The 22,926-nt window shown below is 41.3% G+C and carries 24 protein-coding genes, 1 tRNA gene and 1 pseudogene; 20 read left to right on the forward strand and 6 right to left on the reverse strand.

The features are described 5' to 3' along the window. Positions 1-57: 57 nt before the first annotated feature. A complete protein-coding gene (locus ACFSJE_RS13180; RefSeq protein WP_379831435.1) occupies positions 58-357 on the forward strand; it encodes an HPF/RaiA family ribosome-associated protein in 300 nt (99 codons plus the stop codon). Positions 358-400: 43 nt separating this feature from the next. Then, the gene (locus tag ACFSJE_RS13185) at positions 401-1,030 is read left to right on the forward strand and encodes a hypothetical protein (RefSeq protein ID WP_379831436.1); all 630 of its coding nucleotides are present in this window, start codon (positions 401-403) and stop codon (positions 1,028-1,030) included. A gap of 247 nt (positions 1,031-1,277) precedes the next feature. On the opposite strand, the gene ACFSJE_RS13190 is transcribed toward ACFSJE_RS13185, so the two are convergent. After that, positions 1,278-2,669 carry a sugar porter family MFS transporter gene (locus tag ACFSJE_RS13190; protein WP_379831437.1) on the reverse strand — a complete coding sequence of 464 codons (1,392 nt, stop codon included), beginning with the start codon at positions 2,667-2,669 and terminating at the stop codon, positions 1,278-1,280. A gap of 32 nt (positions 2,670-2,701) precedes the next feature. After that, entirely contained in the window at positions 2,702-3,946 is a 1,245-nt protein-coding gene (locus ACFSJE_RS13195) for a 3-deoxy-D-manno-octulosonic acid transferase (RefSeq protein ID WP_379831438.1), read from the reverse strand. Positions 3,947-4,026: 80 nt separating this feature from the next. On the opposite strand from ACFSJE_RS13195, the gene ACFSJE_RS13200 reads away from it, so the two are divergent. The 3 genes from ACFSJE_RS13200 to ACFSJE_RS13210 all read left to right on the forward strand — a co-directional run bounded on the left by ACFSJE_RS13200 (position 4,027) and on the right by ACFSJE_RS13210 (position 6,644). Further along, positions 4,027-5,181: a DegT/DnrJ/EryC1/StrS family aminotransferase gene (locus ACFSJE_RS13200; RefSeq protein ID WP_379831439.1), complete on the forward strand. Its 1,155-nt coding sequence runs from the start codon at positions 4,027-4,029 to the stop codon at positions 5,179-5,181. Positions 5,182-5,183: 2 nt separating this feature from the next. Next, positions 5,184-6,200: a UDP-glucose 4-epimerase GalE gene (gene galE / locus ACFSJE_RS13205; protein ID WP_379831440.1), complete on the forward strand. Its 1,017-nt coding sequence runs from the start codon at positions 5,184-5,186 to the stop codon at positions 6,198-6,200. Between the two features lie 87 nt (positions 6,201-6,287). Further along, positions 6,288-6,644: a hypothetical protein gene (locus tag ACFSJE_RS13210; protein WP_379831441.1), complete on the forward strand. Its 357-nt coding sequence runs from the start codon at positions 6,288-6,290 to the stop codon at positions 6,642-6,644. On the opposite strand, the gene ACFSJE_RS13215 is transcribed toward ACFSJE_RS13210, so the two are convergent. Further along, positions 6,641-7,741 carry an acyltransferase family protein gene (locus ACFSJE_RS13215; RefSeq protein ID WP_379831442.1) on the reverse strand — a complete coding sequence of 367 codons (1,101 nt, stop codon included), beginning with the start codon at positions 7,739-7,741 and terminating at the stop codon, positions 6,641-6,643. The genes ACFSJE_RS13210 and ACFSJE_RS13215 overlap by 4 nt on opposite strands. A gap of 209 nt (positions 7,742-7,950) precedes the next feature. Here ACFSJE_RS13215 and ACFSJE_RS13220 point away from each other — a divergent pair, with 209 nt between their 5' ends. The 3 genes from ACFSJE_RS13220 to ACFSJE_RS13230 are packed head-to-tail and all read left to right on the forward strand — an operon-like array spanning position 7,951 to position 12,230. After that, positions 7,951-10,749, forward strand: coding sequence for a 2-oxoglutarate dehydrogenase E1 component (locus ACFSJE_RS13220; protein WP_379831443.1), 2,799 nt, complete (start codon positions 7,951-7,953; stop codon positions 10,747-10,749). 22 nt (positions 10,750-10,771) lie between these two features. Continuing rightward, positions 10,772-11,989 (forward strand): 2-oxoglutarate dehydrogenase complex dihydrolipoyllysine-residue succinyltransferase, encoded by a 1,218-nt coding sequence (odhB, locus tag ACFSJE_RS13225; RefSeq protein WP_379831444.1) that lies wholly within the window; start codon positions 10,772-10,774, stop codon positions 11,987-11,989. Between the two features lie 10 nt (positions 11,990-11,999). Continuing rightward, on the forward strand, positions 12,000-12,230 hold the full coding sequence (locus ACFSJE_RS13230) for a hypothetical protein (protein WP_379831445.1): 231 nt from the start codon (positions 12,000-12,002) through the stop codon (positions 12,228-12,230). A gap of 60 nt (positions 12,231-12,290) precedes the next feature. Here the strand turns inward: ACFSJE_RS13230 and ACFSJE_RS13235 are convergent, their stop codons facing one another. Beyond that, positions 12,291-12,731 (reverse strand): retropepsin-like aspartic protease, encoded by a 441-nt coding sequence (locus tag ACFSJE_RS13235; RefSeq protein WP_379831572.1) that lies wholly within the window; start codon positions 12,729-12,731, stop codon positions 12,291-12,293. 87 nt (positions 12,732-12,818) lie between these two features. Here ACFSJE_RS13235 and ACFSJE_RS13240 point away from each other — a divergent pair, with 87 nt between their 5' ends. The 12 genes and pseudogenes from ACFSJE_RS13240 (at position 12,819) to ACFSJE_RS13295 (ending at position 20,863) form a co-directional block, all read left to right on the forward strand. Then, positions 12,819-13,586, forward strand: a complete 768-nt coding sequence (locus ACFSJE_RS13240) for a TatD family hydrolase (protein ID WP_379831446.1) — start codon at positions 12,819-12,821, stop codon at positions 13,584-13,586. A gap of 2 nt (positions 13,587-13,588) precedes the next feature. Beyond that, entirely contained in the window at positions 13,589-14,620 is a 1,032-nt protein-coding gene (locus ACFSJE_RS13245) for an asparaginase (protein WP_379831447.1), read from the forward strand. Between the two features lie 190 nt (positions 14,621-14,810). Then, on the forward strand, positions 14,811-15,569 hold the full coding sequence (locus ACFSJE_RS13250; RefSeq protein WP_379831448.1) for a hypothetical protein: 759 nt from the start codon (positions 14,811-14,813) through the stop codon (positions 15,567-15,569). 580 nt (positions 15,570-16,149) lie between these two features. Next, a pseudogene (locus ACFSJE_RS13255) lies at positions 16,150-16,284 on the forward strand (L-asparaginase 1); the annotation flags it as partial. Positions 16,285-16,351: 67 nt separating this feature from the next. Then, positions 16,352-16,439: transfer RNA gene (locus ACFSJE_RS13260), tRNA-Ser, on the forward strand. Positions 16,440-16,517: 78 nt separating this feature from the next. Next, a complete protein-coding gene (locus tag ACFSJE_RS13265) occupies positions 16,518-17,243 on the forward strand; it encodes a MotA/TolQ/ExbB proton channel family protein (protein ID WP_379831449.1) in 726 nt (241 codons plus the stop codon). A 27-nt stretch (positions 17,244-17,270) separates the two neighbouring features. Next, positions 17,271-17,708: a hypothetical protein gene (locus ACFSJE_RS13270; RefSeq protein WP_379831450.1), complete on the forward strand. Its 438-nt coding sequence runs from the start codon at positions 17,271-17,273 to the stop codon at positions 17,706-17,708. A 12-nt stretch (positions 17,709-17,720) separates the two neighbouring features. Beyond that, entirely contained in the window at positions 17,721-18,326 is a 606-nt protein-coding gene (locus ACFSJE_RS13275; protein ID WP_379831451.1) for an ExbD/TolR family protein, read from the forward strand. A 14-nt stretch (positions 18,327-18,340) separates the two neighbouring features. Then, positions 18,341-18,823: an ExbD/TolR family protein gene (locus ACFSJE_RS13280; RefSeq protein WP_379831452.1), complete on the forward strand. Its 483-nt coding sequence runs from the start codon at positions 18,341-18,343 to the stop codon at positions 18,821-18,823. A 163-nt stretch (positions 18,824-18,986) separates the two neighbouring features. Beyond that, a complete protein-coding gene (locus ACFSJE_RS13285) occupies positions 18,987-19,610 on the forward strand; it encodes an ExbD/TolR family protein (RefSeq protein WP_379831453.1) in 624 nt (207 codons plus the stop codon). A gap of 7 nt (positions 19,611-19,617) precedes the next feature. Then, positions 19,618-20,091 (forward strand): ExbD/TolR family protein, encoded by a 474-nt coding sequence (locus ACFSJE_RS13290; RefSeq protein WP_379831454.1) that lies wholly within the window; start codon positions 19,618-19,620, stop codon positions 20,089-20,091. Positions 20,092-20,170: 79 nt separating this feature from the next. After that, entirely contained in the window at positions 20,171-20,863 is a 693-nt protein-coding gene (locus ACFSJE_RS13295; protein ID WP_379831455.1) for a porin family protein, read from the forward strand. Here ACFSJE_RS13295 and ACFSJE_RS13300 read toward each other — a convergent pair. Continuing rightward, a complete protein-coding gene (locus ACFSJE_RS13300) occupies positions 20,858-21,460 on the reverse strand; it encodes a hypothetical protein (protein WP_379831456.1) in 603 nt (200 codons plus the stop codon). The two genes, ACFSJE_RS13295 and ACFSJE_RS13300, sit on opposite strands and share 6 nt — an antisense overlap. Continuing rightward, positions 21,460-22,917 (reverse strand): RNA polymerase factor sigma-54, encoded by a 1,458-nt coding sequence (rpoN, locus tag ACFSJE_RS13305; RefSeq protein WP_379831457.1) that lies wholly within the window; start codon positions 22,915-22,917, stop codon positions 21,460-21,462. The genes ACFSJE_RS13300 and rpoN overlap by 1 nt, the downstream gene beginning before the upstream one ends. Positions 22,918-22,926: the final 9 nt, after the last annotated feature.

A 22,926-nucleotide genomic window follows, 5' to 3' on the forward strand; every position in this document is an offset into this window, starting at 1 on the left:
TGTCATTTAATTTGCTGTTTTACTATCATAGCTTTGGAATAAATCAAAACAAATATCATGGAAGTACATGTTCAATATCAAAAGATGAAAACCAGTGAATCATTAACCCAATTGTTAATGAAAAAACTGGACGGATTGGAAACAAAATACAGTTGGTTGATCAAGGCCAATGTGCTTTTTAAGCAAGAAAATGACAGAACGGGTGAAGGCAAGGTATGCGAGATTGAGCTGAGCGCACCCGGTCCGCGAATTTTTGCTAAATCCAACACTGATGATTTTGAAAAATCCATGGCAGAAACTGTTGAAGATTTAAGAAGGCAGCTGGAAAAAAGGCAAGAAACGTTTGCCACACATTAAATTATATGATCTTTGCTGCGCATGAAATTCTAAATCCATTTCAATGAAAGCAAAAAATTTGGTCATCGGCGTTTTACTTCTCATGGGTTGCTCCTCTACAAAGCTTGTGAGTACCTGGAAAAATCCAGATATCGTACTTTTTGATGCTCATAAAGTCCTTGTTGTGGGGTTGGCTCAGGATGAAAATGTTCGAATGGAATTTGAGACCAGATTGGTTGATAAATTGGAAAAGGAAAAGGTGGAAGCCATGCGCAGCATTGATGTTTTTGATGTTGAGTTCACATCGGCCCAGAGGTCAGAAGCAGAAATTGCCCTAGTGGAACAACAATTGTTGGACAAGGATTTTGATGCCATTCTGTTCACCAAGATTGTTGGTACGGAAAACAAGAAAACGCTCAAGGAAAAAGTGCACAACATTGATAGAATGTTCAAGCGATTCAATGCCGATTATTTGGAACATCAGGATATCTATTATGACACGGAGTCCAATGGGTCATTTAATATCTATCATGTTGAGACCTCTCTCTACTGCATCTGTGATGGTAAAGAAATTGAATTGGTTTGGAGAGGTGACCTTGATGTAACCCAAACCGATAAGGTTGATAAAACGATTGATACCTATATTAAATTGATAACCGACAAAATGGGGGAACAGGAAGTGATTTTTTATTAAGAGGACAGTCCAATTGCTTCCAAAACCCCAAGAAAGTCCAACAAAATACAAACGGGTATCGCAATCAGAATAACAATCAAGACAAAGACCATTATTCGAAGGAACCCAACCATAAGTTTGTTCCCAAAAGAAATTTCATCAGTCATAATAGTGTAATTTCTTCTAATTTACGGAATTATTCACTTATCCCTCCTAACTTTCAGGGTGTTATTCGATTAAAGGTTGAATTCTTAGAGTAGTGGTTAAATTAGCTTGATTTGCTCTTTTTGCCGCTCAGCATTTTACCCAATTCCTCCAAACTCACCCCTTTGGTCTCGGGCATCATAAAAATGACCCACAGCAATTGAAGCACCATCATGAAGGCAAAAAAGATGAAGATGGGCCATGGATTGTCTTTAAAAATCCCGATTTCCGAATCTAAAAAAGTTGGGGTCAATAAAGTGATTAATGCCGCAAACACCCAGTGGGTTCCCGTACCCCAAGACTGTCCATAAGAACGGACCTTGTTCGGGAATATTTCTGAAATAAACACCCAAATCACGGCACCCTGCCCTACGGCATGGGATGCAATGAAAACAAGGATAAAAATGAGCAGCAGCACAGAACTCGCCCCGGAATAAAAACACCAACCTACCATGGCCAAACTTATAATGTAACCGATAGAACCAATGTACATCAATTGCTTACGGCCCAGTTTGTCAATGAGGGCAATCCCCACAAAAGTGAAAATAAGATTGATGACACCTATGGAAATGGAACTGAATAAGGATTCTCCGGTGGCCAACCCTGCACGTTCCAAAATTTCTGGCGCGTAGTACAATACAAAATTGATTCCAGAGAGTTGGTTGAAAAACGCAATCAAAAAAGCTAGTATCAATGCTTTATTATACTTGCCAGAAAAAAGATTGGACTTGTGTTTCTCTGCAACTTCATGTAGTGACACCTTTATTTTGGTCAAATGCAACGTGGCCTGCTCCGTATCAATACCAAGAAGGGTGAGCGACTGAATGACGATGGAATCTTCTCTGTCTTTCATTAAAAGCCATCTCGGGCTGTGTGGAATTTTAAATACGAGTAAAGTATAGATCAAAGCGGGCAATCCTTCAATACCTAACATCCAGCGCCAAGCTACACTTTCATCAAAGATGACCCCAATCAAATAGTTGGAAATAAAGGCAATTAAAATTCCAAATACAATGTTGAACTGGTACATGGCAGTGAGCTTACCCCGGTTTTCAGCAGTGGATATTTCCGAAATATAGACTGGTGCGGCCACAGACGAAGCACCAACGCCAACCCCGCCAATAAATCGGAAAAATGAAAAACTATAGGCCTCGGGTGCCATCGCCGAACCTACGGCTGACACAAAATAGAGTATCCCAATCCAAAAAAGGGTTTTCTTTCTTCCCAAACGGTCCGTGGGAATTCCACCTAAAAGTGAACCCAAAACGGTTCCCCATAAAGCCATAGACATGATAAAAATTCCGTGGAAGGTGAAAATGGAATCTCCCAAAAACCAGTTGGTGCCCCAAATTTCCTTGATGGGTTGGTTGGCCCCGGAGATGACCACAGTATCAAAACCAAACAAAAAGCCCGCTAGGGCGGCGGTCAATGAAATTCTAAAAATACGCTTGTCCATTTTGGCTCAATTTTGCTAAATCTAACCAAATTTTATAAAAGTCGTGTTATATATTCCACAACGACACCGGTGGCTCCCAAATTCTTATTAATATAGCCTGAATTGATGTTCCCAATTTTCTGAGCGGATGCTGGGTCGGAAATAAAACCATCCATCAAGTCATTGAACTTTTTCGTATTGTCCACGGGAATGATGCCTTTCTGAGCCACAAGGTCTTCAGCCTCCTTAAATCCTTTAAAATTTGGACCAATAACAACTGGAATTCCAAATACGGCCGGTTCCAACGTATTGTGCAATCCTGTGGCAAAACCGCCCCCCACATAGGCCACAGTGGCGTAGCTGTAAATTTTGGTCAAAAGGCCAATGGTGTCAATAATAAGAACATCATATTCAGACAAATCCTCTTCACCCAATTGGGAATAGCAGATTGATTTTTTGGTAAGGCTGTTGGCGATGTTTTCAATATGGCCTTGTTTGATTTGATGCGGCGCAATGACAAATTTAATGTGATGTTGGGTTGTATTGATGTATTGGATTATGATTTCCTCACCTTCGGGCCAAGTGCTTCCAGCCACCAAGCAAAATGCATCTCCTTTAAATTTAGACATGAAATCCAGCTGGTTGTCCTGCTTCAAGATTTCAGATACACGGTCAAAACGAGTGTCCCCGCTTACCGTAGTGTTTTTAAAATGGATGGATTCCAATAAGTGTTTTGAAGTTTCATCCTGCACAAAGAAATGGGAAATCGCCTTTAGACTCTTTCGCATAAAACCGCCCAACGGCTTAAAGTAAATCTGCCGTTTTGAAAATCGCGCAGAAACCAACAAAGTTGGAATATTTCTTTGTTGCAACCGATGGAGGTAATTGGGCCAGATTTCATATTTGATAAAGATGGCCAACTCGGGGTTGATGGTATCGACAAATCGTGCCGTGTTGGATAACGTATCCATGGGAAGGTAGGCCACGGCATCGGCAATAGGGGTATTTTTCTTCACTTCGTAACCAGAAGGAGAGAAAAAAGTAACAACAATTTTATGATGGGGATAGTTGGCCTTCAGTTGTTCCAAAATGGGGAGGCCCTGTTCGAATTCACCCAATGAGGCCACATGCATCCAGATGGATTTACTGCCTTTGGGAAGCTTTACTTCCAACTCTGCAAACGTTTTTTTTCTGCCCGAGACAAACAATTTTATCTTGGGATTGAACAGTGCAATCACATGGAGGCCGTACCAAGACAGCTGTATCAGAATTGTGTAGACAAAACGCAACAACATCATATTTTGCTAAAATACATTCTTTCGGCAATAGGGCATTATGGCATCTTTATTTCTTAATTTTGGGGGCATAATTTATTCGGATGAAAAAAATACAGATGGTCGACCTAAAAGGTCAATACGAAGGTATACGAAATGAGGTCAATGACTCCATTGCTGAGATTTTAGATTCGTCAGCTTTTATCAACGGACCCCACGTGCATGCTTTCCAGAACGAGCTGGAAGAATATTTGGGGGTAAAACATGTCATTCCCTGTGCCAACGGTACGGATGCACTTCAAATTTGCATGATGGGTCTTGGATTGCAGCCTGGCGATGAGGTGATCACTGCTGATTTTACCTTCGCGGCAACGGTTGAGGTCATTGCACTTTTGAACTTGACCCCGGTTCTGGTGGATGTGGAACCCGATACCTTCAACATAGACCCCAAAGCCATTGAAAGGGCCATCACACCCAAAACCAAGGCCATTGTTCCCGTCCATTTGTTTGGGCAATGCGCCCATATGGATGCCATTATGGAATTGGCGGAAAAGCACAATCTTTATGTGATAGAGGACAATGCCCAAGCCATTGGCGCCACCTATACTTCTTCGGATGGTAGCAAGCAAAAGGCAGGTACTATCGGGCATGTGGCGTCAACCTCATTCTTTCCATCCAAGAATTTGGGTTGTTATGGAGATGGAGGTGCCATTTTCACCAATGATGATGATTTGGCCCATATTATCCGGGGTATGGTGAACCACGGGATGTACAAAAGATACTATCATGATGTGGTAGGGGTGAATTCCCGATTGGATTCCATTCAAGCAGCGGTCTTGAGGGCAAAACTTCCCAAACTGGACGACTACAACAAAAAGCGCTGGCAAGCCGCAACAAAATATAGCCGATCATTTGAAGGTCAGCCCAATATTGTGGCCCCAAAAATCCAATGTGTCTGTGAAGGGGGCAAGAGTTCTTGCGATTGCCATGTGTTCCATCAGTATACCCTTAAGATAACCAATGGAAAACGGGATGAACTGGTGCAACATTTAAATGACAATGGCGTTCCTTGTGGGGTGTATTATCCAGTTCCGTTGCACAAACAAAAAGCGTATGCGGATGACCGATATAATGAAGAGGATTTTCCGGTGACCAACCAATTGGTGAAGGAGGTGATTTCACTTCCCATGCATACCGAATTGGATGATGAACAAATCGATTTTATAACCAATATGGTTATTGACTTTGTAAACAAATAAGCATGAAGATACTCGTAACTGGCGGTTTGGGATTTATTGGCTCCCACACTGTGGTTGAATTGCAACATGAAGGTTTTGAAGTAGTTGTGGTGGACAACCTTTCCAACTCGTCCATCGAAGTTTTGGATGGTATTGAGGGCATCACCGGGAAAAGGCCCACTTTTGAGGAATTTGATTTACGGGACAAATCCAAGGTCCAAGCATTTTTCCAAAAGCATGACGACATTGCAGGGGCTATCCATTTCGCAGCATCGAAGGCGGTAGGGGAGAGTGTTCAAGAGCCGCTTTTGTATTATGAGAACAATCTTGGTGTGTTGGTATACATTCTTCAGGAATTAAAGAAAAAGGGTGGAGCCAGTTTTATTTTTAGTAGTTCCTGCACTGTTTATGGGCAGGCGGATGAGCTTCCCATCACCGAAGCTGCTCCCGTTAAACCTGCCGAATCCCCCTATGGAAATACCAAGCAGGTGGGCGAGGAAATCATTCGGGATACCTGCAGGGTAAATCCAGATATAAAGGCGATAGCCCTTCGCTACTTTAACCCCATAGGAGCACACCCCTCCGTGAAATTAGGGGAGCTTCCCATTGGTGTTCCACAAAATTTGGTGCCTTTTATTACTCAAACTGCTATTGGTCTGCGGAAAGAACTGTCCGTTTTTGGGGATGATTATCCAACTCCGGATGGAACCTGTATCCGAGATTATATCTATGTGGTCGACTTAGCTAAAGCGCACGTGGCAGCCTTGAAACGTCTTTTGGAAGACAAGAACGAAAGCAACTATGAGGTTTTCAATTTAGGGACTGGAAAAGGAAGCTCTGTGTTGGAAGTAATTCAAAGTTTTGAGCGAGTTTCCGGTGAAAAATTGAACTATAAAATTGTGGATAGAAGGGAAGGCGATGTCATTCAGGCCTATGCGGATACCACAAAAGCCAATGAAGTTTTGGGCTGGACAGCGGAAGCTACATTGGATGAAGCCATGAAATCTGCGTGGGAGTGGGAAAAGAAGGTTAGAAGTTGACCATCCAATTAAAATTTAGTTTTTAAAGAGGGGAGTAAAGTAAAACGTTGTCCCATCCGTTGGGATGGGTTTTCTCGTAAATAAGATATGTTATCCAACTTTACCAATAGTCTTCAATTGCTTGAAGTGGCCCAAAAGGAGCAACTTTACAAAAAATTGGTGCTGCAGCTTAAAAAGGATTTTGAACTAGCCAATGTCCCTATTAAGCTTGCCACGGATATTTCCCCTGATGAACTGAAAACTCTTTTACATGAAAAGGTGTATGTATTGATTGTGGAGAAGTTTGACCAATACCTCAATCTTTTATATGTAGTGGATATTCCTGAAAGTGAAGTGCGCAAAATCGCTCCCGCCGATGCTGTGGACATTTCAGCCGAAGTTTCTTTTTTGCTCTTGAAACGGGAATGGCAAAAAGTTTGGTTTAAGAATAAATACAGTTCTTAAACCTTTACATAAATTCCTTTTTTGTCCATAAAGTAGCCCACCACCCAGCACGTAAACATGACCCATAGGGCAAAAAGGAGTGAGCCCATATACCCTCCTGTAGCCGCAACGAATACATTTTGGGCAATCCATCCATAGAGCGAACCGCCATCAACCTTAATGGCAAACAGACTGATCACAAACAGTTCGGATAGCAAATAGATGAAAAGTGTGTTTTTTCCAAAGACTTCAAAAAAGTAGGTCCAACTTTTGGCCTTTTTCATGTCCAATACATAAACCAAAATGGCCAATGCACAAAGGTCAATTCCGCTCGTGAGCAGCACAAAAGAACTGGTCCAAAGTTTTTTGTTGATGGGAAGTAAAAGGTCCCAGGCCAATCCGGCAAATACAAGGGCAAAACCTACCATCATAAGTTTGGCAACAGTCTCAAAATTTTGACCATTTTTCTGGATGAATTTCCCAGTGAGATAGCCAGCCACCACATTTACAATGGCAGGCAAGGTACTGAGCAACCCTTCGGGATCAAAAGCGATTCCTTCACCGTGGTACATGTGATTGGGTCCGATCAGCCAAGTGTCCAGTTGAAGTGCCGCATTTCCGGTTAGTGTAAGGTCGCCAAAAGCAATCAATATAATATGATACAGCACCAGGGCCACCACACTGAAAATAATTGCTGTTTTCGTCTTCACGTAGTGCAATAGGATCGATGCAAAAAGATAACACAGGGCGATGCGCTGTAATACACCAAAAATCCGAGTTTCCGCTAAAGGTTTTAGTTGGCCATTCTCAAAAAATGGGAACCAATACATTAAAAATCCGAGCAGGAAGATGATGGCAAAACGCTTCAACACCTTCTTGAAAAAGGCAGAATTGCCCATTTCTTCATATTTTTTCATGCTGAAGCTCATAGAATTTCCCACTACGAACAAAAAGGTTGGAAACACTAAATCGGTCAAGGTGAAACCGTTCCATTCTGCATGAAGTAGAGGGGAAAATGTGGTTTCCCAATTCCCAGGAGAATTTACAATGATCATGAGGGCAACGTCTATGCCTCTAAAAACATCCAAAGAGAGATATCGGTTTTTTAAGGTGGACATGGTTGGTTATTTTGGCTTGGAAACCAAGGTATGCTTTTTTTAGATATTTGACATATAACTGCGGTATTGTTGTTTTAAGATGGATTCAACCCCTTAGTTGTGAAATCATCTTTTTTTAATGCAATAATTTGGTTAAAACGCTCTTGTATAAAAGGCAAAACCCGTATTTTTGACAAAATTTTCCATAAAGTTTTGGAAATACACGAATAATGGACAAATATTCATTTTTAAATGCTGCGCATACCTCATTTTTTGCGGAGCTGTATGATAAATACGTAACGAACCCTGATAGTGTTGAGCCCAGTTGGAGGGCTTTTTTTCAGGGCTTTGATTTCGGTTTGGAAGGTTCTTTGGAGGACTTGGGCATAGAAACCGAAAAAAACGGAATGGCTGTACTTTCCAACGGAAAGCAAGTGGAAATGCCAGAGACCCTTCAAAAAGAGTTTCAGGTCATTCGTTTGATTGATGGTTACCGTTCCCGAGGTCACTTGTTCACCAAAACAAACCCTGTACGCGACCGAAGACAATATGAACCTACCTTGGACATTGCCAATTTTGGGTTGTCCCAAGAAGATATGGAGACTGTTTTTGATGCTGGTAAAATTCTCGGCATTGGATCAACCAGTCTTAAGGAAATCATTGCCCATTTGGAGCGCATTTATTGCGATTCCATTGGGGTGGAGTACATGTACATCCGTACGCCAGAGCGAATCCAATGGATTCAGGATTGGTTGAATGTCAATGACAACCATCCCAATTTCACTCCAGATGAGAAGAAGAACATTCTACGCAAATTGAACGAAGCCGTTTCTTTTGAGAGCTTTTTGCACACCAAATATGTGGGGCAAAAACGCTTTTCTTTGGAAGGAGGCGAGTCTTTGATTCCGGCTTTGGATGTCATTATTGAAAAAGCAGCGGATAGTGGTGTAAAACAGTTTGTAATGGGAATGGCCCACCGTGGCCGGTTGAATGTGCTCACCAACATTTTTGGAAAATCACCCAAGGATATTTTTAGTGAGTTCGATGGAAAGGATTACGAGGAAACCATTTTTGATGGAGACGTAAAATACCACTTGGGTTGGACGTCAATGCGAGAGACCGATTCGGGTAAAATGGTGAATATGAACATTGCTCCGAACCCATCGCATTTGGAAACCGTCAACTCCATTGTGGAAGGGATTACTCGGGCGAAACAAGACCATGCCCATAGCGATAACGTATCCGAGGTGTTGCCTATATTGGTGCATGGTGATGCGGCTTTTGCTGGACAAGGTGTGGTATATGAAATTATTCAAATGGCTCGCTTGGACGGTTATCACACTGGTGGAACCATCCACATTGTGGTAAATAACCAAATTGGTTTTACCACCAACTATTTGGATGCTCGTTCCTCTACCTATTGTACTGATGTGGGCAAAGTTACCTTGTCACCAGTATTGCACGTAAATGCCGATGATGCTGAGGCTGTGGTACATGCCGCAACTTTTGCTCTCGAATATAGAATGCGCTACAAGCGTGATATTTTCTTGGACCTTTTGGGGTATCGAAAATATGGGCATAATGAAGGGGATGAGCCCAAGTTTACCCAACCTTTATTATACAAGGCCATATCCAAGCACGATAACCCCCGTGACATCTATGCGGAAAGATTGATTGCCGAAGGGATTATCGACAAGGATTATGTAAGTAAGCTCGAGGAAGAATACAAAAACAATCTTGAGGAAAATCTTATGGATTCCCGTAAGATTGAAAAAACCAGAATCACCCCTTTCATGCAAGATGAATGGGAAGGTTTTGGTCAGGTTACGGAAGAAGCCATGCTAAGTCCCATGGACACCTCCTACGATATTAAAAAATTGGATGAAGTGGCCAAAAGCATCACAGCACTTCCCGAAGGGAAAAAGTTTCTAAGGAAGTTGGTGCGCTTGGTTGAGGCTCGTAACGACATGTACTTCAAGGATAACAAATTGGATTGGGCCATGGGAGAATTGTTGGCCTATGGATCCTTGATTGAAGAAGGTTATGATGTCCGTATGACAGGTCAGGATGTGGAACGGGGAACGTTCTCACACCGCCACGCAGTCATCAAAACCGAAATGCACGAAGAGGAGGTGACATTGCTCAACGAGCTTGGGAAAAATCAGAATGGAAAATTCCATATCTATAACTCCCTGCTATCCGAATATGCGGTCATGGGCTTTGATTATGGCTACGCCATGGCAAGTCCAAATACGCTAACCATTTGGGAGGCCCAGTTCGGGGATTTCAGCAATGGTGCGCAAATCATTATAGATCAGTATCTTTCTGCTGCGGAGGATAAATGGAAATTGCAAAACGGTTTGGTGCTGTTGTTGCCACACGGATATGAAGGCCAGGGTGCAGAACACTCTTCCGCTCGTATGGAACGGTATCTTCAACTCTGTGCCAAAGACAACATGTATGTGGCCGATGTAACCACACCAGCCAACTTGTTCCACTTGTTCCGCAGACAAATGAAGGCGGAGTACAGAAAACCTTTGGTGGTCTTTACCCCAAAGAGTTTGTTGCGACACCCAAAAGTGGTATCCACAAAAGAAGAAATGGCCAATGGAAGTTTCCAAATGGTCATTGATGATGCTGAAGCCAAAGTAGCCAAAGTCAAAACCTTGGTATTCTGTACCGGTAAGTTCTATTACGATTTGCTCGACAAACGGGAAGAGCTGAATAGAGATGATGTGGCATTGGTACGTGTGGAACAACTGTTTCCATTGCCTGCTGAAGAGATGAGAAGCATCATGAAAAAATACAAGAACGCGGACGATGTGGTCTGGGCGCAAGAAGAGCCTAGAAACATGGGAGCTTGGAGCCACATGTTGGTACATTTGGATGAAGCCAAACAGTTTAGGGTGGCTTCCCGAAGATTTTACGGAGCCCCTGCCGCAGGTAGCGCCGTACGTTCAAAAAGACGTCACGCCCAAGTGTTGGAGTACGTCTTTGACAAGAGTAAGGACAATATGTTAATTCGATAAAATAAGTATAAACTATATAGGAATGGTTTTAGAAATGAAAGTTCCCTCACCTGGGGAATCCATTACAGAGGTTGAAATAGCCGAGTGGTTGGTTGAAGATGGAGATTATGTAGAGAAGGACCAAGCCATCGCTGAGGTAGACTCAGACAAGGCAACATTGGAACTTCCGGCTGAGGAAAGTGGTATCATCACCCTTAAAGCTGAGGTAGGTGATGCCGTAGCCGTTGGTGAAGTGGTATGCCTTATTGATACCAGTGCAGAAAAGCCAGGAGGCGATGCGCCAAAAGCTGAAAAGAAAGAAGAGCCCAAAAAAGAAGAGTCTAAGGAAACCCCTAAAAAAGAGGAGCCTAAAAAGGAAACCTACGCTTCAGGGACACCTTCTCCTGCGGCCAAGAAAATTTTGGATGAAAAGGGAATTGATAGCTCAGCTGTTTCTGGATCAGGTAGGGATGGTCGTATCACCAAGGAGGATGCTGTAAAAGCGGTTCCATCCATGGGTACGCCAACCGGTGGAAGCAGAGGTGAGACCCGTTCCAAACTATCCATGCTTCGCAGAAAAGTAGCAGAGCGTTTGGTGGCGGCCAAGAACGAAACCGCTATGTTGACCACCTTCAACGAAGTGGACATGTCGGCCATTTTTGAGTTGAGAAATCAATACAAAGAAGAGTTCAAGGACAAGCATGGAGTAAGTTTGGGCTTTATGTCCTTCTTTACCAAAGCGGTGATTCGTGCCTTGCAAATGTACCCTGCGGTTAACTCAATGATTGATGGTAAGGAAATGATCACCTATGATTTCTGTGATATCAGTATCGCAGTATCAGGACCTAAAGGTTTAATGGTACCGGTAATCCGAAATGCAGAAAACCTCACTTTTAGAGGAATCGAATCTGAAGTAAAACGTTTGGCCATCCGAGCCAGAGAAGGTGAAATCACTGTAGATGAAATGACCGGAGGTACCTTTACCATTACCAATGGTGGGGTTTTCGGTTCCATGTTGTCCACGCCTATCATCAACCCACCGCAGAGTGGTATATTGGGAATGCACAACATTGTGGAGCGAGTCATTGTTCGAGATGGAGCAATTGCTATCGCCCCTGTGATGTATGTGGCACTTTCGTATGACCACCGAATCATCGATGGAAAAGAATCTGTTGGGTTCTTGGTGGCTGTAAAAGAAGCTTTGGAAAGTCCAGAAGAATTATTGATGGACGGCAACGTGAAAAAAGCGTTGGAGCTATAAAACATAAGATATGCCTGCTGGAGGTCCGTTAGATCATCCATTGTCTGATATATTGACTCATGGTCTTAATGTCTATACTCCTGAATGCGATATGATGATTCGAGAATTAGACAAGATTGTTGGTAGCGAGGTGTTGTTTAAAATGTTTGATTGGTTGGATGACTTAAGTGCATCTGAAAGTGATAAGTTAGAGTTTGAGAAGAAAGTCAGGATAAAATACCTGATGTTAAAAGAGCAATGAAGATTTATAATCAGTTTGCGTTTCATTTAATAATACTGATTTCGAACTGACACAGAGCCTTTACTTTTTTAAGTAGAGGCTTTTTTTATTGTAATCAATTACCGCTTTACCTTTTTTAAGGATATCGGCGCCAATGATGCCATCCACAGGCAAAGCATTATGTGAGGTAAGTGCGGTATTCACATGCGAGAGGTCAAAAAGCACAATTTTCTGTCGACCTTTTTTCCAATCCCCAATTTGGACTTTGTTTTTGGTGGAGACCAGGGTTTCCATCTCGGTGGCACCAGCTCCCGCCGCTTTTATGTCCGATGTTTCTGAAAGCATTTTAAATACATCGATTTTATCCATTCCAATGCAGGTATTGGAAGCTCCGGTATCCAGAATAAATCGGCCTGACACCCCATTGATTTTTGCCACAATCTCAAAATGATTGGTCTCAGTAAGCACTAAGGGAATCTTGGTGTAACTTTTGGACTTAAGGAACTTTTTAAGTGATGTCATATATAAACTGTCCCCTTGAGGGGACTTTGGGGGTGTATAATCAGAAACAAAGTTTTGGGACATCTAAGATAAACCTATTTTTGCGATATGATCATCACCGATACCCATACCCATCTCTATAGCGAAGCTTTTGAAAAAGACCAAAAGGAAATGATGCAACGTGCCTTGGATTCAGGAGTGGAACGCTTTTTTATCCCTGCCATTGATTCCTCCTATACCCAAGCCATGTTGGATTTGGAAGAAAACTATCCCCAAAATGTCTTTTTGATGATGGGCTTGCATCCTACCCATGTCAAGGAAAATTACAGAGAGGAGTTGGCTCAAGTGGAGGAATGGTTGTCAAAGCGAAAATTTTATGCGGTAGGTGAAATCGGCATCGACCTGTATTGGGATAAAACTTTTTTGAAGCAACAGCAAGAGGCTTTTGTGTATCAAATTCGATTGGCAAAAAAGCATCAGCTGCCCATTGTGATTCATTGCCGGGAAGCCTTTGATGAAATCTTCGAAATTTTGGAACAGGAAAAAGGGGACGACCTCTTCGGGATTTTCCATTGCTTCACCGGAACCTTGGAACAGGCCCGCAAGGCCATATCCTATAACATGAAATTGGGCATTGGGGGTGTGGTCACATTCAAAAATGGCAAGATTGACCAGTTTTTGGGTCAAATCGATTTAAAGCACATTGTTTTGGAAACCGATTCCCCCTATTTGGCACCAACGCCTTATCGTGGAAAACGAAATGAAAGTGCATACATTCGTATGGTATTGGAAAAGTTGTCCTCTATATATAATGTATCCGAGGAAGAAATTGCAAAAGTGACCACTGAAAATTCCAAGGACGTATTTGGAATCTGACAATGAAACAAAAGACCAACATACTGCTCATCTATACCGGGGGGACCATCGGAATGGTTAAGGATTATAAAACAGGTGCGCTTCGGGCTTTCAATTTTGAAGAGCTCATTAAGAATATCCCAGAGCTGAACCAATTGGACTGTATTCTTAAAGGAGTGTCCTTTAAGCAACCGATTGATTCCTCCAAAATGAATCCTAACTATTGGGCCTTGATTGCTTCCTTAATCGAAGAGAATTATGAGGCATTTGATGGCTTCGTGGTGCTTCATGGTAGCGATACGATGAGTTATTCAGCCTCGGCTTTAAGCTTTATGTTGGAAAACTTGGCCAAGCCCGTCATCTTTACCGGGTCGCAATTGCCTATCGGAGACTTGCGCACCGATGCCAAGGAAAATCTGATTACCTCCATCGAAATTGCATCGCTGCAAGAAAAAGGAAGACCCGTTGTTCAGGAGGTGGGGCTCTATTTTGAGTACAAACTCTACCGCGGAAACCGGACCACCAAAATCAATGCGGAGCATTTTGAGGCTTTTGCTTCCCTCAATCATCCGCCGCTCATAGAATCGGGGGTACATTTAAAGGTGCACTATCCAAATTTGCTGAATAGACCACTTCGAAACAAACAACTTCAGGTACACAAAAAGATGGATGACCGCGTAGCAATCCTAAAATTATTTCCGGGTTTGAATCAAAATGTGCTCCAATCAGTCTTAAAAATACCCGGGCTAAAGGCATTGGTTTTGGAAACCTACGGTGCGGGGAATGCTCCAATGGACGAATGGTTTTTGGGAGAATTAAAAAATGCTGTTAAAAGTGGATTGCACATCATTAACGTTACCCAATGTTCTGGCGGGAGTGTTTCCATGGGGCATTACGAGACCAGTGAAAAGCTAAGGGAAATGCAACTGATTAATGGCAAGGACATTACAACGGAGGCAGCAATAACCAAGGCAATGTACCTGTTGGGAACAGGCGTCTCGGATAAACTCTTCAAGACAATTTTTGAAACACCACTCCGCGGTGAGATGGTGTAAAATTAAGATGTAATTTTTAAATTATTTTTCTTACATTTGGATTTCAGCCTCATTTACTGAAGAGGGTTATAATTTTTGTTTGGTTACATACTTTTAGTTTCAGACAAATTATAAAATGGAACTTACCTCGCCCTCCCTTTTCATATTACTTTCTAAATCTAATTGTTAAACTATCTAATTAGCTAGTACTATGAGGTTATTTGTAAATTTCAGAAAATCCTTTGTGAAAGGAGTAATTATTATTTCGTTTATGATTTCGTGCAGTGAGTCCAATAATCCTGAGTCGGAAACATTGTTGGATAAATCAGTTCAGAATATTGAAGAAATTGTTGTTATTGAGCCAGAAGAATTTGGCATTTACCACAATAAAATATTATCGGTTTTTTTGACTGAGGTTGGCAAAAACAAAAGTATATCATCGAAAAAGAGTATATCTGACTTTAAGAGTTTATTGTTTTTAATTAAAGAAACTGTTGATGAAAAAGATTCCACGCTAATCAATGAACAAGACTATGAATTGACTATCCAGAATTTGGATGAAGTTTTAGCCAGTTTCGATAACACCGATACACCGTTGGATTATTATTCTTTATCACAAAGACTTTTTGAATTAAAGACATCAAAAAGGTTGGCATCTCTTTTTTCTGAATTTCTCTATGGGAATTATTCATATGATAGGGTGTTAGAGAAAACAAACCTATTCAAAAAAAGGTTTAGCCTTTCTTCAAAAGAAATGATACACATAATCCAATTTGAAAATACCCTTAAAGCCTCAAAGGAGATATGGGATGGAATTCCTAAGAGGTTTTCTTCTGCAAAGTGGGATTGTAAGGCTCAAGATCAGCAGTATTTGGCAGATGCCTTTGGTGCCTTGTTTGGCGGATTCGGGGCGGTGGGCTATTCATATGCAATATACATTCTCCAAGATGGAGGTTCCGGGTGTATCTAAATAGTTTAAAGATATGGGAGTTAAACATGTTATCTTATTACTACTGTTATTTTTGCCTTTTGCAGTTGTTCTATACAGGATGCTTTTTATGAACAAAGAGAATGTGGTAACGGATAGCTTCACCGAATCTAGATTCATAAATTATAGAGGAAGTGATTTGAAGAGCAAGATTGTCCAATCTATGCGAGAATCTTGTTTTCAATTCGTAAAGGCAAATGACAACGGAAGAAATTTTAGCGCAATGGCGTTACCTAGCTTATCCTCATGGTCAGAAGTTGTCAGTGTAGTAATAAATCAAAATGCCAATGGTGTTGAGATAATTTTCAAATCAAGGTGTGCTTTTCCAATTCAGGTTTATGCATGGGGTAAAAACAAGCGAAACGCTGAAAAATTCTTTAGGAATTTGAATAAGTATATATAATTGCATAAAGATTTCCTTTAAAGCTTCATCTATTTAGATGAAGCTTTTCTTTTTGTGCAATATGAAAATCAAGCTTTGAAAATAAAAAAGTCGCCACATCACGAACGCTAAACTGTGTTCTTGAAAGGTTGTTAAGGGGTTGGTGAAAAGCTAAGGGAAATGCAACTGATTAATGGCAAGGACATTACAACGGAGGCAGCAATAACCAAGGCAATGTACCTGTTGGGAACAGGCGTCTCGGATAAACTCTTCAAGACAATTTTTGAAACACCACTCCGTGGTGAGATGGTGTAAAATTAACGCTTCAGATTTCTATAACTGATTATTTTTTCGTTTATTGGTCGGCCTAAATGAAGGAATTAGAGAGGTGGCCGAGTGGTCGAAGGCGCACGCCTGGAAAGTGTGTATACACCAAAAGTGTATCGAGGGTTCGAATCCCTTCCTCTCTGCTAGGTATTTTAATTTTACAGTTACAAAAATTTTATATCTTTAACATTATTAACTAACTAAATTTAAGTTTAAGAAAAATGAAAAAAGTAACCTTTACTCTGGCTGCTGCCGGAATGTTTGTTTTGGGAACTACCACTGCATCTGCAGCAATGTTGCAAGAAGAAGCGGCCAGTCCAAGTTTCACCCAAGTTTTGAAAGAACAATTTATCCAAGGAGGTCCTGCCTTTATGGGAATTGTACTTCTTTGTTTGATCTTGGGATTGGCGGTTGCCATTGAAAGAATTATCTATTTGAATTTGGCCACTACCAATACCGCTAAATTAAAGCAACAGGTAGAAGATGCCTTGGCTTCAGGTGGTGTTGAAGCTGCCAAAGAAGTATGTAGAAATACAAAAGGACCCGTTGCTTCCATCTACTATCAAGGTTTGGATAGAGCTGGTGAAGGATTGGAGTCCGCTGAAAAAGCTGTTGTTGCCTATGGAGGTGTGCAAATGGGACAGTTGGAGAAAAACGTTTCTTGGTTGTCTTTGTTCATCGCTATTGCTCCCATGCTTGGGTTCATGGGTACGGTAATCGGTATGATTCAGGCCTTCCAGAAAATTGCTGCAGTTGGTAACTTGAGTGCCTCTTTGATCGCTGGTGATATTCAGGTGGCGTTATTGACAACGGTATTTGGTTTGATCGTTGCGATTATCCTTCAGATTTTCTATAACTATATCATTGCTAAAATCGATAGTATCGTAAACGATATGGAAGATTCTTCCATTGCCTTGATTGATATGTTGGCAGCCCACAAGAAGTAATTTACGAATCAAAAACTATCGAGAATCATGAATAAGATAATTAAAATAGTACTTATAGTCATCGGGTTGATAGCGGCCGTTCTTTGGTTCTCTTTGCCATCACAGGATGATCCAAATGCAATCAGCAGTGGAGCCATGAACTTTATGTTTGTGATTACTTACATCTTGTTGGCCATTGCGGTTGTGGCGGCATTGTTCTTTGGACTAGCCAAGCTGTTCACCACACCCGGAAGTATTAAAAAGGCTCTATTTGCCCTTGGTGGATTGGCCATTATAGTTGCTATCTCCTATGGACTTTCTTCGAACAACGCTGCTGTTGTGGAAGCCATGTCCGGAAGAGGTATAGAGACTACGGAGGGAACCGTTAAAAACATAGGAATGGGATTGAATGTTTTCTTCATCCTAACAGTTATTGCTGTTCTTCTTATGATTTTGCCAGGTTTGAAGAGAATGTTTGTTAAGTAAAAAAAGTTAATTATGCCTAGAAGAAAAGGAGCTCCGGAAGTAAATGCCGGTTCCATGGCAGACATCGCGTTCTTGCTGCTTATCTTTTTCTTGGTGACTACCACCATTGAAACAGATGCAGGTTTGGACCGTATGTTACCGCCCATTGAGCCGCCAGAAGAAGACGTTATCATCAAGCAGAAGAACATTTTTACGGTGAACATCAATAAAAATGGACAACTGCTGGTAGAAGATAATTTGATGAATCTTAAGGATTTAAGGGCAGCTGCTATTGGATTTTTAGAAAACAATGCGGATGGTTCATGTAACTACTGCAAAGGGAAAAAGGATCCAGGTTCCTCAGATAATCCTACAAAGGCCATCATTTCTTTGAAGAATGACAGGGAGACCAAGTATAGTACCTACATTACCGTTCAGAACGAATTGGTAGGTGCGTACAATGACCTTCGAAACCGTGAAGCACAAAGACTATATGGTCGTGACTTCACCAAAATGGAGGCCGAATACTTGAATCCTGAAACACCTTCAGCCATTAGGGATGACCTAAAGGACAAAGTGAAGAATATCCAAGATAGGTTTCCACAAAAGCTTTCAGAAGCTGAAACATCAACCAATTAAAACTATAATATAGTATGGCTAAGTTTACAAAGAAGAAGGATAGTGAATTGCCAGCGGTATCTACGGCTTCGTTGCCAGATATTGTTTTCATGCTACTGTTCTTTTTTATGACAGTGACCACTATGAAAGATAGTTCGTTGTTGGTTGAAAATACACTTCCCAATGCGAGTGAAATCAAGAAATTGGAGAAGAAAGATCGTGTAATCTATATTTACGTTGGAAAGCCAACCCAAGAATATCAAAAAGTTTTTGGGACGGAACCAAGAATCCAACTGAACGATAAATTTGCCAATGTGGACGAAGTTGGTTCCTACATTTTGGCAGAACGTGCAAAAAAACCGCAAGAACTTCAAAATGTATTGACTACTGCACTTAAGGTTGATAAGAATGCCAGTATGGGTCTTATCACCGACATTAAACAACAATTGAGAGAGGTTAACGCCCTTAAGGTCAATTATACGACCTATGAAGGAGATGCCTTTAACAATTTGCAGTAGGCAATAGCTTAGATTTAGTGGGAAACGCTCCAAATATTAATTTGGGGCGTTTTTTGTTTTACATCTTTTACTACCGGGTTTATATGTTTTTTGGAATAGTTATTGTGTTTATCTCATTAACCTCGAGGCAAATAGAATTATTAATCCAACTAAACATTAAATTATGGACAGAGACAGAAAAATCCCGGAAGTCAACGCTGGATCTATGGCTGATATAGCCTTCCTGTTGTTAATTTTTTTCTTGGTGGCTACATCAATAGAAACAGATGTGGGCCTGGACCGAAAATTACCTCCCAATGAGGCATCGCCTCCCATTGAAATGAAGGAGCGCAATATTTTTCGAGTTGCCCTTAACAAGAATGACGAGCTCTTTGTTGAGGACGACATTATGCAACTTAGCGAGCTTCAGACTGCCGCCATTTCTTTTTTGGATAATGGAGCAAGTCTTCCCGACCATGAAGGATATTGTGATTATTGTAAAGGGGAAAAGAGTGCGGATTCTTCGGAAAACCCAGATAAAGCCATAATATCCTTTAATAGTGATCGAGAAGCATCCTATGGCATGTACGTGAGTGTTCAAAATGAATTGAATGCGGCTTATAATTCCCTTCGAAATAGAGAGTCGAATAGGCTTTTTAACCAAAACTATGTGGATATGGAAAAAGCATATTATGCAGCTGAGACAAAAGCCGCGGACAAAATCGCTTTAAAAAGCAATATTGAGCAGGTGCGGGAAATGTTTCCTATGAAACTCATAGAGGTTGAAACCAATAAAAAAGCTAAATGATTTTGATATGAGATATTCTAGAGACTCCAAAAAGGAATTGCCCGCTATTTCAACAGCTTCCTTGCCCGATATTGTTTTCATGATTTTGTTCTTTTTCATGACGGTTACAACCATAAAGACCAACCCGCTTTTGGTAGACAATAATTTACCAAAAGCAGATGAGGTCAAAAACCTGGAAAAAAAGGATAGGGTCATAGAAATTTTTGTTGGTAAGCCATCGGCAGAACTCGCAAAAACGTTTGGCGATGAACCCAAAATCCAACTGGATAATAGGTTGGCGAATGTGAATGACGTCGGTAATTATGTACTGGCTGAATTGGCTAAAAAGCCGGATGCCATCAGAAATTTGGTCACCGTTTCGTTAAAAGTTGATAAAGATGTAAGCGTTGGAATTGTTTCGGACATTAAAGAAGAGCTCCGAAAAGTAAATGCCCTCAAGGTCAATTACACTACTTACCAAGGGAATTCCTTGGAGAATTAATAAATAAGAGACTTTGATATGAATTTGAGACAATCCAAATGTGTAATTTGGATTGTTTCTTATTTTTGGTAAAAGTTAGATGAGACAATACTTCGTTTTTGCAATTTTATCCGTTTTCAGTTTTTCACCACTTTTTTCTCAAGAAGTGGAAGAAGATGATTCTGTAGATTCCAGATATCTGGAGGATCAATTCTACGTTGGTTTTGGGTATAACCTGTTGTTAAACAAACCTTCCGATGCGGTTCAGCGAAATTTATCCTATAACCTTCAACTTGGCTTTATTAAGGATATTCCATTGAATGCAAGGCGAAATTTTGGTGTGGGACTTGGTTTAGGGTATGCCGTAAACTCATACTATAGCAGTATCGTTGCAACCCAGGCGGGGGATGATATCACTTATGAGGTACTCAGTACCGCCGACTTTAATCGAAGTAAATTGGAAACCCATTCCCTAGAGGTCCCTTTTGAATTTCGATGGAGAACTTCCACGGCTGAAGAATACAAGTTTTGGCGCATTTATGCTGGGGCTAAATTGGGTTATGCGTTTTCCGCTAGATCACGTACCGTGCTGGAAAATGGAACCATGGCCTTTTCTAATCCCGATATCCAAGAATTTCAATACGGCCTTATTCTTAGCTTCGGATACAATACATGGAATGTGCACGCCTACTACAGTTTAAATCCCTTGTTGAAAGATGGCACAACCCTGCAATCTGGCGAGCTTCTGGATTTAAATGTGCTCCGGATTGGGGTTATTTTCTATATTCTATAACCAATACTTCAAAATAATCAGTTGGGAGCAGCACCCAATCAGGAACCCTATCAAAAGTTCCGTTCTGCTATGGGCTTTCAGATACAATCGGGAAGTAGTTACCAAGCCTGTAAATAGTACAAAAAGACTAATGGCTAGGGTTATGTTAACTTCAAAATGAATGCTGAGGCCAATCATGAACATTAGAATGCTTCCCATGCCCAAAAGGTGCATGCTGGTCTTGAATTTTAAGAAGAGTAGGATAAGAGCCGTTCCCGTGGCGGTTAAAAGGCCGGTAAAGAAGTAAAATAGCTCGTGTACGTAATTATTGGGGATGACCTTATACAATATCATCAAAAATAAAATACAGCTTATATAGAGCGGATATTTTCGTTCTTCAATGGTAGGTAAAAAGATGGAATGGATGACCCCAAGATTTTTCAAAATCAGAAAGAAGATAATCGGGATAATTACCGTTAGTATAAAAATAGGGAGAATGTTGCCGCTTTGTACTTCAAGCGTACTGTAAGGAGCTACGATAAAGTAAAGGATGGTGCCTCCAATGGGAATGAACAATGGGTGGAAGAGATAAGAAACAATGTTTAGGAGATGACGCATTAGATTTCTTTTCTTAACCTAGCCACGGGAATTCCCAATTGTTCCCGGTATTTGGCCACGGTCCTCCGGGCTATCGGATAGCCGCGTTCTTTCAGAATTTTGGCCAACTTGTCATCTGTTAAAGGCTTTCGCTTTACTTCATCTGCAATAACGGTTTCCAAAATTTTCTTGATTTCCTTGGTAGATACATCCTCACCTTGCTCATTTTTCATCGCTTCAGAGAAGTAGTCCTTGATAAGGCGTGTTCCATAAGGAGTGTCCACATACTTGCTGTTGGCCACTCGGGAAACGGTGGAAACGTCCATATCAATCTGGTCTGCGATATCCTTTAGGATCATCGGCCTCAACTTTCGCTCATCACCGGTCATGAAATACTCTTCCTGATAGTTCATGATGGCATTCATGGTGATGTATAAGGTCTGCTGGCGCTGTTTTATCGCATCGATGAACCATTTGGCTGCATCCAACTTTTGCTTGATGAAGAGAACGGTATCTTTTTGCGACTTGGATTTTTCCTTGGCGTTTTTGTACCCCTCCAACATATTGCTGTACTCCTTGGATACATGAAGCTCTGGAGCATTTCTTCCATTTAGGGTGAGTTCCAACTCCCCATCCACAATTTTAATCGAAAAATCGGGCACAATATGCTCAATCATTCGGGTGTTACCCGAATAGGAGCCCCCTGGTTTTGGGTTCAATCGTTCAATTTCTGAAATGGCGTCCTTGAGCTCTTCTTCGGTAATATGATGCTTTTGAATGAGCTTGGAATAGTGCTTTTTGGTGAATTGGTCAAATGACTTCTCCAAAATGGTGATGGCCAGTTCCACGGAGGGTTTCGGTTCCTTTCGCTTCAATTGGATGATGAGACACTCATCCAACGACCGTGCACCAACTCCTGGGGGATCCAACTCTTGCACAATTTTAAGGACGGATTCAATCTTTTCCTTTTCAACAAAGATGTTCTGCGTAAAGGCCAAATCGTCCATAATATCAGCTATAGGCCTACGGATATATCCGCTCTCATCCACACTGCCCACCAAAAATTCAGCAATAGCCCATTCCTCATCGTCCAAATAAACGGTGTTGAGTTGGTTGATCAAATATTGGTTGAACGACGTTCCAGCAGCATAGGGAATGCTCTTTTCATCATCATCTGGGCTATAATTGCTGGTTTGGGTCCTGTAATCGGGAATCTCATCATCACTCAGATAATCATCAATATTGATGTCCTCGGCAGAAATGGTCTCACTGTCCGCGGAATCATCATAAGAATCCTCATACGTATCATCCATAGTCTCACTTTCCGCCTTGCCACTTTCTAACGCAGGGTTTTCTTCCAACTCTTGTTTTAGCCGTTGTTCAAAGGCCTGTGTAGGCAATTGAATGAGCTTCATGAGCTGAATCTGCTGTGGAGACAGTTTTTGGGAAAGCTTAAACTGTAGATGTTGTTTCAGCATACAGATTGA

Origin of the sequence: Flagellimonas iocasae (genome assembly GCF_042682725.1) — a bacterium.
Taxonomy (GTDB): domain Bacteria; phylum Bacteroidota; class Bacteroidia; order Flavobacteriales; family Flavobacteriaceae; genus Flagellimonas; species Flagellimonas iocasae.

Excerpts from the sequence above, each read along its gene's own strand:
- ACFSJE_RS13180 (WP_379831435.1), top strand. The coding sequence starts at position 58 with ATGGAAGTACATGTTCAATATCAAAAGATGAAAACCAGTGAATCATTA.
- ACFSJE_RS13185 (WP_379831436.1), top strand. The coding sequence starts at position 401 with ATGAAAGCAAAAAATTTGGTCATCGGCGTTTTACTTCTCATGGGTTGC.
- ACFSJE_RS13190 (WP_379831437.1), bottom strand. The coding sequence starts at position 2,669 with ATGGACAAGCGTATTTTTAGAATTTCATTGACCGCCGCCCTAGCGGGC.
- ACFSJE_RS13195 (WP_379831438.1), bottom strand. The coding sequence starts at position 3,946 with ATGATGTTGTTGCGTTTTGTCTACACAATTCTGATACAGCTGTCTTGG.
- ACFSJE_RS13200 (WP_379831439.1), top strand. The coding sequence starts at position 4,027 with ATGAAAAAAATACAGATGGTCGACCTAAAAGGTCAATACGAAGGTATA.
- galE (WP_379831440.1), top strand. The coding sequence starts at position 5,184 with ATGAAGATACTCGTAACTGGCGGTTTGGGATTTATTGGCTCCCACACT.
- ACFSJE_RS13210 (WP_379831441.1), top strand. The coding sequence starts at position 6,288 with ATGTTATCCAACTTTACCAATAGTCTTCAATTGCTTGAAGTGGCCCAA.
- ACFSJE_RS13215 (WP_379831442.1), bottom strand. The coding sequence starts at position 7,741 with ATGTCCACCTTAAAAAACCGATATCTCTCTTTGGATGTTTTTAGAGGC.
- ACFSJE_RS13220 (WP_379831443.1), top strand. The coding sequence starts at position 7,951 with ATGGACAAATATTCATTTTTAAATGCTGCGCATACCTCATTTTTTGCG.
- odhB (WP_379831444.1), top strand. The coding sequence starts at position 10,772 with ATGGTTTTAGAAATGAAAGTTCCCTCACCTGGGGAATCCATTACAGAG.
- ACFSJE_RS13230 (WP_379831445.1), top strand. The coding sequence starts at position 12,000 with ATGCCTGCTGGAGGTCCGTTAGATCATCCATTGTCTGATATATTGACT.
- ACFSJE_RS13235 (WP_379831572.1), bottom strand. The coding sequence starts at position 12,731 with ATGACATCACTTAAAAAGTTCCTTAAGTCCAAAAGTTACACCAAGATT.
- ACFSJE_RS13240 (WP_379831446.1), top strand. The coding sequence starts at position 12,819 with ATGATCATCACCGATACCCATACCCATCTCTATAGCGAAGCTTTTGAA.
- ACFSJE_RS13245 (WP_379831447.1), top strand. The coding sequence starts at position 13,589 with ATGAAACAAAAGACCAACATACTGCTCATCTATACCGGGGGGACCATC.
- ACFSJE_RS13250 (WP_379831448.1), top strand. The coding sequence starts at position 14,811 with ATGAGGTTATTTGTAAATTTCAGAAAATCCTTTGTGAAAGGAGTAATT.
- ACFSJE_RS13265 (WP_379831449.1), top strand. The coding sequence starts at position 16,518 with ATGAAAAAAGTAACCTTTACTCTGGCTGCTGCCGGAATGTTTGTTTTG.
- ACFSJE_RS13270 (WP_379831450.1), top strand. The coding sequence starts at position 17,271 with ATGAATAAGATAATTAAAATAGTACTTATAGTCATCGGGTTGATAGCG.
- ACFSJE_RS13275 (WP_379831451.1), top strand. The coding sequence starts at position 17,721 with ATGCCTAGAAGAAAAGGAGCTCCGGAAGTAAATGCCGGTTCCATGGCA.
- ACFSJE_RS13280 (WP_379831452.1), top strand. The coding sequence starts at position 18,341 with ATGGCTAAGTTTACAAAGAAGAAGGATAGTGAATTGCCAGCGGTATCT.
- ACFSJE_RS13285 (WP_379831453.1), top strand. The coding sequence starts at position 18,987 with ATGGACAGAGACAGAAAAATCCCGGAAGTCAACGCTGGATCTATGGCT.
- ACFSJE_RS13290 (WP_379831454.1), top strand. The coding sequence starts at position 19,618 with ATGAGATATTCTAGAGACTCCAAAAAGGAATTGCCCGCTATTTCAACA.
- ACFSJE_RS13295 (WP_379831455.1), top strand. The coding sequence starts at position 20,171 with ATGAGACAATACTTCGTTTTTGCAATTTTATCCGTTTTCAGTTTTTCA.
- ACFSJE_RS13300 (WP_379831456.1), bottom strand. The coding sequence starts at position 21,460 with ATGCGTCATCTCCTAAACATTGTTTCTTATCTCTTCCACCCATTGTTC.
- rpoN (WP_379831457.1), bottom strand. The coding sequence starts at position 22,917 with ATGCTGAAACAACATCTACAGTTTAAGCTTTCCCAAAAACTGTCTCCA.